General features: G+C 65.8%; 10 protein-coding genes. 5 read left to right on the top strand and 5 right to left on the bottom strand.

Going from position 1 to position 11,723, the window contains the following annotated elements; translation table 11 throughout:
* Positions 1–25: 25 nt before the first annotated feature.
* On the top strand, positions 26–262 hold the full coding sequence (locus tag CW360_RS11440) for a DUF1127 domain-containing protein (protein WP_101193778.1): 237 nt from the start codon (positions 26–28) through the stop codon (positions 260–262).
* 5 nt (positions 263–267) lie between these two features.
* Here CW360_RS11440 and CW360_RS11435 read toward each other — a convergent pair whose 3' ends face one another.
* Positions 268–3,132: a putative bifunctional diguanylate cyclase/phosphodiesterase gene (locus tag CW360_RS11435; RefSeq protein ID WP_101193777.1), complete on the bottom strand. Its 2,865-nt coding sequence runs from the start codon at positions 3,130–3,132 to the stop codon at positions 268–270.
* A gap of 195 nt (positions 3,133–3,327) precedes the next feature.
* Here CW360_RS11435 and uvrD point away from each other — a divergent pair, with 195 nt between their 5' ends.
* Together uvrD and CW360_RS11425 are read left to right on the top strand one after the other, a co-directional pair.
* A complete protein-coding gene (gene uvrD, locus CW360_RS11430; RefSeq protein WP_093986550.1) occupies positions 3,328–5,514 on the top strand; it encodes a DNA helicase II in 2,187 nt (728 codons plus the stop codon).
* A gap of 84 nt (positions 5,515–5,598) precedes the next feature.
* A complete protein-coding gene (locus CW360_RS11425; RefSeq protein ID WP_101193776.1) occupies positions 5,599–6,711 on the top strand; it encodes a TRAP transporter substrate-binding protein in 1,113 nt (370 codons plus the stop codon).
* Here CW360_RS11425 and modC read toward each other — a convergent pair.
* From modC to modA, 3 genes are read right to left on the bottom strand one after another with little or no spacing between them, the layout of a single operon-like run.
* A complete protein-coding gene (gene modC, locus CW360_RS11420; RefSeq protein ID WP_245874704.1) occupies positions 6,701–7,807 on the bottom strand; it encodes a molybdenum ABC transporter ATP-binding protein in 1,107 nt (368 codons plus the stop codon). The two genes, CW360_RS11425 and modC, sit on opposite strands and share 11 nt — an antisense overlap.
* Positions 7,807–8,490 (bottom strand): molybdate ABC transporter permease subunit, encoded by a 684-nt coding sequence (gene modB / locus CW360_RS11415; RefSeq protein ID WP_101193775.1) that lies wholly within the window; start codon positions 8,488–8,490, stop codon positions 7,807–7,809. Before modB ends, modC begins: the two co-directional genes overlap by 1 nt.
* A 7-nt stretch (positions 8,491–8,497) precedes the next feature.
* Complete coding sequence (modA, locus tag CW360_RS11410; protein WP_101193774.1) at positions 8,498–9,256, bottom strand: molybdate ABC transporter substrate-binding protein; 759 nt, start codon at positions 9,254–9,256, stop codon at positions 8,498–8,500.
* A gap of 365 nt (positions 9,257–9,621) precedes the next feature.
* On the opposite strand from modA, the gene CW360_RS11405 reads away from it, so the two are divergent.
* Entirely contained in the window at positions 9,622–10,449 is an 828-nt protein-coding gene (locus CW360_RS11405; RefSeq protein ID WP_101193773.1) for a Tim44 domain-containing protein, read from the top strand.
* A gap of 106 nt (positions 10,450–10,555) precedes the next feature.
* Positions 10,556–11,017 carry a hypothetical protein gene (locus CW360_RS11400; RefSeq protein ID WP_101193772.1) on the top strand — a complete coding sequence of 154 codons (462 nt, stop codon included), beginning with the start codon at positions 10,556–10,558 and terminating at the stop codon, positions 11,015–11,017.
* An 84-nt stretch (positions 11,018–11,101) separates the two neighbouring features.
* On the opposite strand, the gene CW360_RS11395 is transcribed toward CW360_RS11400, so the two are convergent.
* Entirely contained in the window at positions 11,102–11,653 is a 552-nt protein-coding gene (locus CW360_RS11395; protein WP_101193771.1) for a hypothetical protein, read from the bottom strand.
* Between the last annotated feature and the right edge of the window lie 70 nt (positions 11,654–11,723).

Genomic DNA, 11,723 nt, shown 5'->3' with positions numbered 1-11,723 from the left:
CCGCGAGCGGCCAAGGATGAGCCATATGCACCTGCCCAGATACCTTGCCCGCCTACCCTCATGGCCCGTGTCGCCTGCACGCGGGCACAGCGATCAGTGGTTGGCCGGCCTGTTGCGTCTGCAGGCGCTCTGCCAGCGCTGGCGACAGAATGCCCGCACGCGGCGCCAGCTGGCCCAGCTCGATCCACGCCTGCTCGGTGATGCCGGTATCGGCTTTGCCGAGCGCCAGGCCGAACTGGACAAGCCCTGCTGGCGTGACTGAGCGGCTCAGGCGTGGCCGCTGCTGGCCTGGTGGGCGTGCAGAGTCTCGATGAACTGGCCGGCCGGCACCGGCCGGCTGATCAGGTAGCCCTGGATTTCGTCGCACTTGTGCTGGCGCAGGAAGTCCAGCTGCTCGCGGGTTTCCACCCCTTCGGCGACGACCTTGAGCTCCATGCTATGCGCCATGGCGATGATCGCCCGGGTGATGGCGGCATCTTCGCCACCGCTGGACAGGTCGCGGATGAAGGTCTGGTCGATCTTCACGTAGTCGGCCGGGAAGCGCTTGAGATAGCTCAGCGATGAATAGCCGGTGCCGAAGTCGTCGATCGACAGCTTGACGCCCAGTTCACGCAACTGGTGGAAGATCGCGATGACGTTTTCCACGTTGTCGAGCAGCTGGCTTTCGGTCAGCTCCAGCTCCAGTGAGGCCGGTGGCAGGCCGCTTTCCTCCAGTGCCAGGCGTACCAGGCTGGTCAGGTTGCCCTGGCGCAGCTGATGGACCGAGAGGTTCACCGAGACGCGAATGTCGGCCAGTCCGCTCTGCCGCCAGGCCTGGGCCTGCTGGCAGGCCTGCTGCAGGACAAATTCGCCGATCGGCACGATCAGTCCGTTTTCCTCAGCCAGGCCGATGAACTCTGCCGGCGGTACCAGGCCGCGTTGCGGGTGGTTCCAGCGTACCAGCGCCTCGGCGGCGTGGATCTGCCCGTCGCGCAAGTCCAGCTTGGGTTGGTAGTAGACCTCCAGCTGGCCTTCGTCGACGGCCTTGCGTAGCTGGTTCTCCAGCTGCAGGCGCTCGACGGTGCAGGCCTGCAGACTGTCGTTGTAGAACTGGAAGGTATTGCCGCCTAGGTGCTTGGCATGCTGCATGGCCATGTTGGCCTGGGCCAGCAGGGCCGGCACCTCCGGTGCGTTGTCCGGCAGCAGGCTGATGCCCAGCGAGGCGCTGATGATCAATTCGTGTCCGCCGATTTCCATGGGCAGGCGCAGCTTGCTGAGTAGACGACTGGCCAGGCGGGCCAGGCTGGCCAGCCCGCCGTGCTGGTCGAGCAGTACGGCGAATTCGTCGCCGGACAGGCGGGCAATGCACAGCGCCTGGGGGATGCACTGGTTGATACGCCGGCTGATCTGACGCAGCAACTGGTCGGCCACCTCATGGCCTAGGGTGTCGTTGAGCAGCTTGAAGCGGTCCAGGTCGATGTGCAGCAGGGCCAGGCTGTCACTGCTGCCGCGGCTCTGGGCGGCGGCTTCGGCCAGGCGCTCCTTGAACAGGGTGCGGTTGGCCAGGCCGGTCAGTTCGTCGTAATGGGAGAGGAAGCGCAGGCGTTCCTCGGCTTCGCGGCGGGTAGTCAGGTCGGCAAAAAAGCCGACGATATGGCTGACCTTGCCACGGTTGTCGCGCACCACGTTGAGCTGCAGCCACTGGGGGTACAGCTCACCGTTCTTGCGTCGTTCGAGCAGCTCACCCTGCCAACTGCCCTGCTGCTCCAGCTCCAGGCGAATGCGCTGGTATTGCTGGCGGGCTTCTTCACTGCCGATCAGGCGCAGCACGTTACTGCCCAGCACTTCTTCGCGACGATGCCCGGTGACCTGGGTGAACGCCTGGTTGATGGCCAGAATGCGATATTGCTCGGAGAGGATGATGATCCCTTCGCTGGCCGCTTCGAACACCGTGGACGCCAGGCGCTGCTCTTCCTCGCGCAGCTTGCGTGCGGTGATATCGCGGCGCGTGCCGATCATCCGCAATACCGTACCGTCGGCGGCGCGCTCCACGGCCCGGCCGCGGTCTTCGATCCACAGCCAGCGGCCATCTTCATGACGGATACGGTATTCCACGGCGTAGCCGTCGCTGCGCCCCTTCATGTGCTCGACCAGTGCGCGGCGCAAGGTCGGTAGGTCATCCGGGTGCAGGCGCGGCTTGAGGTCGGCCAGTACCGCGACCGACTGGCTGTCCAGGCCGAACAGTTCGCGCAACTGCGAGTGGTGCACCTGGTCGCTGACCAGATCCCAATCCCACAGGCCCAGCTGGCTGGCCTCCAGGGCCAGGGCCAGGCGGGTCTCGCTCTTGCTCAGCGCATGGGTAGTTTCGTCCAGTTCCAGGGTGCGCTGGGCAACGCGCATTTCCAGCTCGGCCTGCGCGGCACGCAACTCGCGTTCGGCATGCCGGCGTTGTTCCACTTCGCGGGCCAGCTCGCTGTTCAACTGGTCGGCCTGCAGCTTGGCCTGGCCGAGGTTGTCGATCAGCGCCAGGTTGTGCAGGCGGCGCAGCAGGTTGCCAGTGAGCAGGCGGTTGACCTGCAGGCCGGTGACCAGCAGGCCCAGACCAAAGATCAGGCACAGCAGGCCCCAGCTGCGCAGGGCCGGGTTGTCGCTGAGCAACAGGAAGGTGGTGCTGGGCAGCATGCACGGCAGGGTGAAGGCCAGGAAGGCGGTCTTGCTGACCGCGTAGGCCGTGCACGAGCTGAGGATGGCGGTGGCGATCAGGCCGAACAGCAGGGCCTGTTGCAGGGGGTTGTCCGCCGGCAGGAAGAACACCACCGCGCAGGCCAGGCTCAGGCCGCTGGCGGCGGCACCGAGCAGGAAGCGTTGCCGCCAGCGCGGCTGGGCCTGTAGCGGCGGGCTGGCGCGGTTGAAGGCGTACACCTGTTGCAGACGTAGCAGGGCGATAACCACCAGGCTGACCAGCCAGCTGGCCAGCCATGGACTGTTGCCGGGGCTCCACAGCAGGCCGGTGCAGGCCAGGCCAACCAGCAGCATGAGCAAGGTGGGGGTTTGCGAACCCTGGTAGAGCAGGCGGGTGCGTTCGAGGGCAATGTCCTGCGTCGGCGGACGGGCAGCCGGCGTAGTAGACGCGGAAGATGGCACTGCAGTCATGGGCGCTCTTTTTATAGTTGTTCGCCAGATGCAACCGAGCATACCCAAGCACCTACGCTGACCCAAGGGTCATGTACAAGAAAAGTGCTCTGGCCTGCGGCGGCAAGCGTTGTGAACGACTGTATACAGGAATTTGCCTGGGTGCCAAACAGTGGCGAAACGACAAGCGCCGGGCAACCCGATAGAATGCCGGCCATGCATGACGATATCTCCCATCTGCTCAACGCCCTCAACGAGGCCCAACGCCAGGCGGTCGCCGCTCCACTGGGACGCCAGCGCGTGCTGGCCGGCGCCGGTTCCGGCAAGACCCGCGTGCTGGTGCACCGTATCGCCTGGCTGATCCAGGTCGAAGGTGCTTCGCCGCACAGCATCCTGTCGGTCACCTTTACCAACAAGGCGGCGGCGGAAATGCGCCAGCGCATCGAGCAACTGCTGGGCATCAGCCCGCAGGGCATGTGGGTGGGGACCTTCCATGGCCTGGCCCATCGGCTGTTGCGCGCGCACTGGCGTGAGGCGGGGTTGGCGGAGAATTTCCAGATCCTCGACAGCGATGACCAGCAGCGCCTGGTCAAGCGGGTGATCCGCGAGCTGGGCCTGGACGAGCAGCGCTGGCCGGCCCGCCAGGCACAATGGTTCATCAACGGGCAGAAAGACGAAGGCCTGCGCCCGCAGAATATCCAGGCCAGTGGCGATCATTTCCTCGCCACCCTGCGCAACATCTATGAAGCCTACGAAGCCGCCTGCGCGCGCGCCGGGGCGGTGGACTTCGCCGAACTGCTGCTGCGTGCGCTGGAACTGTGGCGCAACCATCCCGGCCTGCTGCAGCACTACCAGCAGCGTTTCCGGCACATCCTGGTGGACGAGTTCCAGGATACCAACGCGGTGCAGTATGCCTGGCTGCGTCTGCTGGCCCAGGGGGGCGCGAGCCTCATGGTGGTCGGCGACGATGACCAGTCGATCTATGGCTGGCGTGGTGCGCGTATCGAGAATATCCAGCAGTTCGCCGATGACTTCGCCGATGCGCAGAGTATCCGCCTGGAGCAGAACTACCGCTCCACCGGCACCATCCTGCAGGCCGCCAACGCACTGATTGCCAATAACCAGGGGCGTTTGGGCAAGGAGCTGTGGACGGAGGGCCAGGACGGCGAGCCGATCAGCCTGTTTGCTGGCTTCAACGAGTATGACGAAGCGCGCTACGTGGTCGAGTGCATCGAGGAGGCCTTGCGCAAGGACGGCCTCAGGCGCAGCGACATGGCCATCCTCTACCGCTCCAACGCGCAGTCGCGGGTGCTTGAGGAAGCGCTGCTGCGCGAACGCATTCCCTACCGTATCTATGGCGGCCAGCGCTTTTTCGAGCGCGCCGAGATCAAGAATGCCCTGGCCTACCTGCGGCTGATCCGTCTGCGCGATGACGATGCCGCGCTGGAGCGGGTGATCAACCTGCCGGCCCGCGGGATTGGCGAGAAAACCGTCGAAGGCCTGCGCGAAGTGGCCCGCCAGCAGGGCACCTCGCTGTGGCGCAGTATCCAGCAGCAACTGGCCGCCAAGGCCCTGCCGGGGCGTGCGGCCAGCGCGCTGGCCGGCTTCTGTGCATTGATCGACGAGCTGCAGGAGCGGGTCACTGACCTGCCCCTGCACCTGCTGGCGCAGACGGTGATCGAGCGCAGCGGGCTGATCGACTACCACAAGGCGGAAAAGGGCGAGAAAGGCCAGGCCCGCGTGGAGAACCTGCAGGAGCTGGTGAGTGCCGCGCGCACCTTCGAGACTGCCGAGGACGAGCTGTCGCCGCTGGCCGCTTTCCTCGACCATGCGGCGCTGGAAGCCGGCGATACCCAGGCCGAGGAGTTTGAGGACAGCGTGCAGCTGATGACCCTGCACAGTGCCAAAGGCCTGGAGTTTCCCCTGGTCTTCCTGGTCGGCATGGAAGAAGGACTGTTCCCGCACAAGATGAGCCTGGAGGAGCCGGGGCGCCTGGAAGAGGAACGGCGCCTGGCCTATGTCGGCATTACCCGCGCCATGCAGCGCCTGGTGATGACCTACGCGGAAACCCGCCGCCTGTACGGCAGTGAAACCTACAACAAGGTCTCGCGTTTCGTACGTGAGGTGCCCGCCCAGTTGCTGCGCGAGGTGCGCCTGTCCGGCAGTGTCAGCCGGCCGTTCAGCGGCAGCAGCCAGAGTGGTTTCGGCAACAGTCTTTTTGCCGGCGCCGAGGTGCCGCAAACCGGTTTCAGCCTGGGCCAGCGTGTGCAGCATGCGCTGTTCGGCGAGGGGGTGATCCTCAACTTCGAGGGCAGTGGCGCGCAGGCTCGGGTGCAGGTCAACTTCGACCATGAAGGCAGCAAGTGGCTGATGCTCAGCTACGCCAAGCTGCAGCCCCTGTAGCCTGTCTCCCCGTTTGCCGCTAGGTCATCAGACGTGGCGGCCGTTATCATCGCCCGCCGCCCACCCTTCACCTGGAGTCCGCCCATGCAACGACGCTCCCTGTTCACCGCCGCCCTGCTGGCCGGCAGCCTGGCCCTGTTTGGCTGCCAGGAGCCACAAGACAGCGCAGCGGCGCAAGCCAGCCCCGCGCCCGCGCCGCAAACCTGGAAGATGGTTACCGCCTGGCCGAAGAACTATCCCGGCCTGGGTACCGCCGCTGAGCGCTTTGCCCAGCGGGTCGAGGCGATGAGCGGTGGCCGCCTGAAGATCAAGGTGTATGCCGCCGGTGAGCTGGTGCCGGCACTGGAAGTGTTCGATGCGGTGTCCCGCGGCACTGCCGAACTGGGCCATGGCGCTGCCTACTACTGGAAAGGCAAGGTGCCGGCCGCGCAGTTCTTCACCGCCGTGCCATTCGGCCTGTCGACCCTGGAAATGAACGCCTGGGTTACCCATGGCGGCGGTCTGGCACTCTGGCAGGAAGCCTATGCGCCCTATGGTGTACGGCCTTTGCTGGTGGGCAACTCGACCATGCAGATGGGTGGCTGGTTCAACAAGGAAATCAACCAGCTGGATGACCTCAAGGGCCTGAAGATCCGTATGCCCGGGCTGGGTGGCGAAGTCCTCGGTCGACTGGGCGCGACCCCGGTCAACCTGCCCGGTGGCGAGGTATTTACCGCCCTGCAGACCGGGGCCATCGATGCCAGCGATTGGGTCAGCCCGTATAACGACCTGGCCTTCGGCCTGCACAAGGCGGCGCGCTATTACTACTACCCGGGTTGGCAGGAGCCGCAGGCGACCATCGAGCTGCTGGTTAACGAACAGGCCCTGGCCGGCTTGCCGGAGGACCTGCGGGCCATCGTCGAGGAAGCCGCGGCGGCCGCCAACCAGCACATGCAGAGCGACTATGTGTACAACAATGCGCGCGCCCTCGGCGAACTGCAGGCGGCCGGTGTGCAGCTGCGGCGCTTCCCCGACGAGGTACTGGTAGCGCTGCGCGAGCAGTCCATGGCCCTGCTCGGCGAGCTGGCCGGACAGGATGAACTGCACGGGCGTATCTGGCAGTCGATGCAGGACTTCCAGCGCCAGGCGGCGGCCATGCACGCACTCAGCGAGCAGCAGCTGTACAACTGGCGGGAAGCGCCGGCCGTCAGCCGTTGAGTAGCGACACCGACTTGAGCTGTGCCCACAGCGCCTGGCCGCTGTGGATGCCCAGCTGGTCGAAGGAGTAGCGGGTGATGCGTGCCAGCAACTGCTGGCCGCCCGGCAGCTGCAGGCGCACCTGCACGTAGCTCAGTTGCGGCACTTCCTGCCAGTCGCAGACGCGCACCGCCAGGTGGTTGAGCAGGCTGCTGTGCTGCACCTGGGCCAGGCTCAGGCCGACATCGCGGGCGCGCACCTTGAGGCGTAGCGAGGTGCCGGGCGCGACCGCCTGACGCGCCGGCTGCAGCAGCCGGCTCTGTTCATCCAGCTGCACCGCCTGCAGGCCGTAGTGCTCATCGAATGCGCCGGCCAGGCCGTGCAGCACGGCCTGTGCATCCTCCTCCTGGAACATCGGCAGGTCATGGCGCAGCAGGGTTTCCTGCAACGGCCCGCAGGCGCGTACGCGGCCCTCCTCCAGCACGACCAGGTGATCGGCCAGGCGCGCCACCTCGTCCGGGGCGTGGCTGACATACAGTAGCGGGATGTCCAGCTCGCGCTGCAGGCGCTCCAGGTAGGGCATGACTTCCTGGCGGCGCTGCAGGTCCAGCGAGGCCAGTGGTTCGTCCATCAGCAGTAGGCGCGGACTGGTCAGCAGGGCGCGGGCGATACCGACGCGCTGTCGTTCGCCGCCGGACAGACGTCCCGGCAGGCGCTGCAGCAGGTGGCCGATACCGAGTAGGTCGACGGCCTGCTGCAGGGCGACCTGACGCGCCGCACGGGGAATGCGCCGGCTGCCGTAGAGCAGGTTGTCGCGCACGTCGAGGTGGGCAAACAGGTTGGCTTCCTGGAACACATAGCCGATCGGCCGGCGGTAGGTGGGCACGAACAGGCCACGCGCGCTGTCCTGCCAGCAGTCGCCGTTGACCGCCAGGTAGCCGGTGCCGGCCTGTTCCAGCCCGGCGACGCAGCGCAGGCAACTGGTCTTGCCCGAGCCGGAGTGGCCGAACAGCGCGGTGATACCGCGTCCGGGCAGTTGCAGGTCGACATCCAGGCAAAAGCCCGGATGTTGCAGGACGAAACGCGCCTGGATCTGCGCCGGGGCGTGCATGCTCATCAGCTCCAGCCCTGGCGGTTCTGCCGCCCGGCATACAGCAACAGCAGGATCAGGAAGGAAAACAGCAGCATGCCGCCGGCCAGCCAGTGCGCCTGGGCGTAGTGCATGCCTTCCACGTGGTTGTAGATCTGGATGGCCACCACCTGGGTCTTGCCGGGGATGTTGCCGCCGATCATCAGCACCACGCCAAACTCACCCAGGGTATGCGCAAAGCTCAGCGTGGCGGCGGTCAGGAAGCCTGGCCGGGCCAGCGGCACGACCACCGTTAAGAAACTGTCCAGTGGCGAGGCACGCAGGGTGGCGGCGGCTTCCAGCGGGGCGCGGCCGATCGCCTCGAAGGCGTTTTGCAGCGGCTGCACGACAAACGGCAGCGAGCAGAGCGCCGCACCGATCAGCAGCCCGCCAAAACTGAAGGTCAGCGTGCCCAGGCCGAGGCTTTGCGTGAGCTGGCCAATCCAGCCGTGCGGGCCGAGCAGTACCAGCAGGTAGAAACCCAGCACGGTAGGCGGCAGCACCAGCGGCAAGGCTACCAGGGCACTGACCAGGCGCTTACTCCAGCGTCGGCGGCTGTGTGCCAGCCACCAGGCCAGCGGGGTGCCGAGCAGCAGGAGCAGCAGGGTGGTCAGGCTGGCCAGTTGCAAGCTCAAGCCAATCGCCGCGAAGTCGTTCTGGGTCAGCGGCATGCGGGCTTCAATCCGCCAGGTCGTAGCCGAAGGCGCGAATCACCTCGACGGCTTGCGGGCTTTGCAGGAAGTCCAGCCAGGCCTGGGCGGCGGGATTGTCACGGCCCCTGTTGAGCAGCAGGGCATCCTGGTGGAGCGGTGTATGCAGGTTGGCCGGTACCTGCCAGGCCGAACCGCTGCTGATACGCCCGTCCCGGTAGACCTGCGCCAGGGCGATGAAACCCAGCTCGGCATTGCCGCTGGCGATGAACTGCTGGGTCTGGCTGATGCTCTGGCCTTCCACCAGGCGTTCAGCCAGGTGGTCACGCAGGCCCAGCTGCTCCAGGGTCTGCAGCGCCGCCAGGCCGTAGGGCGCCGTCTGTGGGTTGGCGATGGCCAGATGACGGAATTTCCCGGCGTGCAGGGCGGCCGGCGTGCCGTCCAGGTAGTCCGGCTGGGCCGACCACAGCACCAGCTTGCCGGTGGCATAGGTGAAACGCGAAGCGGCCACGCCCTCGCCTTCCTCGATCAGCCTGCGCGGCGTGCTGCTGTCTGCCGACAGCAACACCTCGAAGGGGGCTCCGTGGCGAATCTGCGCATACAACTGGCCGGTAGCGGCAAAGGCGCCGACCGCCTGGTGGCCGGTGGCCTGCTCGAACAGCGGCACCAAGGCCTGGAACGGTGCGGTGAAGTTCGCCGCTACCGCCACCTGCAGGGTGTCGGCCCAGCTGGGCAGGCTGCTGCCCAGGGCAAAGGCCAGCAAGACAGGGCGGAAGGGTCTGCGCATACGCGATGCTCCTCGGCAGGACAGGTGCGCAGCCTAACGGCTGCAACAGCCGGCGTACGCCCGTATACCTCTTAATGGGTAGTGATACCCGCAAGGTTGGCTGACAGGCCGCCACGCATGGATGGTGAGGCGGCTGTTTGACGAAGCGCCTGCGCTATATCTTGCAGAACATAGCGATAGATGACCGGTATGCCAAGCCTGCCGCCTGTCGATGGGGGTTTTTACATGCGTGGCTGCTGGCGCTCTGTTACAGCCTGGGGAATAGGCGCGGACCGGTATAAAATCCCGAAACAGTCTGCTGCTATCCCCGTGCTGCTATGCCCGGCAAGATAGCGCGCGAGAATCACCCACCAAGAGCGACCACCATGCAACGCTTCTTCAGTTTTGCCCTGGCCCTGTGCATCGGCCTGACCATGAGCCTGGATGTCCATGCCAAGCGCCTCGGCGGCGGTAAGAGCTTCGGCTCGGCGCCCAGCCACCAGTCCCAGCCGCTGCAACGTCAACAACAGCCTGCCGCTGCCAACAGCGCCAATGCGGCCCGCCCGGCGGCGGCCAGTGGCGCTTCGCGCTGGCTCGGCCCGCTGGCCGGCATTGCCGCCGGCGGTCTGCTGGCCTCCATGTTCATGGGCGATGGCTTCGAGGGCATGCAGCTGTTCGACATCCTGATCTTCGGCCTGATTGCCTTTGTCATCTTCAAGCTGATTGCTGCGCGCCGTCGCCAGGCCCAACCAGCCATGGCCGGTGGCGTGCCTTATGCCCGCGAGAGCGCCGCCCCGCTGTTTGGCTCGGCCGGCAGCCGCCCCGCGGTTCAGCAGAACCTGCCGGCCTGGTTCGACCAGCAGCGTTTCGTCGAGCAGGGGCGTGAGCATTTCCTGGCCCTGCAGCAGCACTGGGATGCCAACGAGATGGAGAAGATCGCCGAGTTCTTCACTCCGCAGATGACCAGCTTCCTGCAGCAGGAGCGTGCCAGCCTGGGCGACGGTTTCCAGTCCACCTACATCGATAATCTGGAAGTGCAGTTCGATGGGCTGGATGACCAGGCCGACAAGACCATTGCCACCCTGACCTTCAGTGGTCTGGCCAAGACCTCGCGTTTCGACCAGGGCGAAGCCTTCAGCGAAAGCTGGCGCCTGGAGCGTCTGCAGGGTGAAAACCAGCCCTGGCTGGTCGCCGGTATTCGCCAGAACGGCTGATCCGCGCCCGCTCCGGCTTACCGACAAGGCCCCGACTGGTTCGGGGCCTTGTGCATTGTGCGCTGCTACAGTTGCAGAAAGGCCCATCATGCGGAGGTGTCGTGCCATGCGTAGCCTGTTTTTGGATACCGAGTTCACCTGTCTCAGTCTCGATCGCCGGCTGATCAGCCTGGCTCTGGTGGGTGCGCAGGGTGATGAGTGCTACATCGAGCTGAACGAGGGCTGGACAGTCGAGGGCTGCAGCGAATTCGTCCAGCAGGTTGTGCTCCCGCAACTGGACCTGGCGCGCCATGGGCACAGCCTGGAGCAGGCGCGGCGGGTGCTGGTGGATTTTCTGCAGGGCCAGGGCGAGGTAGAGATCGTCAGTGATGCGTTGGCCTGGGACTGGCCGCTGCTCCTCGAGTTGCTGGGCCGTGACGGCTTGCCAGCCACGGTGCGTGGCTGCCGCGAGGACGCCCAGTTGCTGGCGGGTGTCGATCCGCAAGCCATTCCCCATCATGCCCTGCTGGACGCACGGTTGATGGCTGGGCTGCCCCTGCACAGCCAGGCTCCCTACGGCATGGAGTAGTCCACAGGGGTGCTGGACAGTCCTGTGGATAAGCTGTCAGTGCCTGCCGCTGGCCTACGGCCAGAGCGGCCTGGCGCGCCTTGTTCATTTTTTCGACAGGGCCGCCTGGCGTGCCTGCTCGGCCCACAGCAGGAGGTTTTCGCTGCGTTGCTGGCTGTGTTCTAGGGTCTGCTGCAGGGTTTCTTCGTAGTCGCTCAACCAGCTGCGCGAGCCAGGCAGCATGTTGGCCAGGTCGCGCATGCCGCGCTTCAGGGCCTGCAGTGCTTGTCGGTAGTCGCGTTCCTGGGCCTGCAGCACCTGCGCTACCTGGGCAATGCTGTCGGGGTGCTCGGCCAGGCTGAACACCTGTTGCAGGCGGGCTTCCTGCAGGCTGGCGAGTAGTGTTTGTTGTTCATCGAGGCGCTGTGCCTGGCTCTGCACCTGCTTTTCCAGACTGGCGATCTGTCGGGCCTGGGCCTGCAGCGTGGCCTGGCTGTCGTCGCCGAGTAGATGGATCAGGTTGAACAGCACGGAGCCCAGCATCAGGCTGCCCAGCGCCGCGCTCAGCCCGAGCAGGAACAGGCGGTTACGACGTGCGGCCTGTTCCAGCAGGTCGATGCGCTGTTGTTCCGCGTCGCTGTCGTCGCTGCTACTCATGCGCCCATCCCCCATGCTCAGGCCATGCCTGTCTGTGACCCTAGCAGAATGCCATTATTGCGCCAGCGGA

The sequence above is a fragment of the Pseudomonas fluvialis genome, from assembly GCF_002835605.1.
Classification (GTDB): Bacteria; Pseudomonadota; Gammaproteobacteria; order Pseudomonadales; family Pseudomonadaceae; genus Aquipseudomonas; species Aquipseudomonas fluvialis.
The sequence above is the reverse complement of the archived record's forward strand: the minus strand, read 5'-3'. Positions and strand labels throughout refer to the sequence as shown.

Bases quoted from the DNA above. Each gene is read 5' to 3' on its own strand.
- CW360_RS11440 (WP_101193778.1), top strand. From the start codon at position 26: ATGCACCTGCCCAGATACCTTGCCCGCCTACCCTCATGGCCCGTGTCG.
- CW360_RS11435 (WP_101193777.1), bottom strand. From the start codon at position 3,132: ATGACTGCAGTGCCATCTTCCGCGTCTACTACGCCGGCTGCCCGTCCG.
- uvrD (WP_093986550.1), top strand. From the start codon at position 3,328: ATGCATGACGATATCTCCCATCTGCTCAACGCCCTCAACGAGGCCCAA.
- CW360_RS11425 (WP_101193776.1), top strand. From the start codon at position 5,599: ATGCAACGACGCTCCCTGTTCACCGCCGCCCTGCTGGCCGGCAGCCTG.
- modC (WP_245874704.1), bottom strand. From the start codon at position 7,807: ATGAGCATGCACGCCCCGGCGCAGATCCAGGCGCGTTTCGTCCTGCAA.
- modB (WP_101193775.1), bottom strand. From the start codon at position 8,490: ATGCCGCTGACCCAGAACGACTTCGCGGCGATTGGCTTGAGCTTGCAA.
- modA (WP_101193774.1), bottom strand. From the start codon at position 9,256: ATGCGCAGACCCTTCCGCCCTGTCTTGCTGGCCTTTGCCCTGGGCAGC.
- CW360_RS11405 (WP_101193773.1), top strand. From the start codon at position 9,622: ATGCAACGCTTCTTCAGTTTTGCCCTGGCCCTGTGCATCGGCCTGACC.
- CW360_RS11400 (WP_101193772.1), top strand. From the start codon at position 10,556: ATGCGTAGCCTGTTTTTGGATACCGAGTTCACCTGTCTCAGTCTCGAT.
- CW360_RS11395 (WP_101193771.1), bottom strand. From the start codon at position 11,653: ATGAGTAGCAGCGACGACAGCGACGCGGAACAACAGCGCATCGACCTG.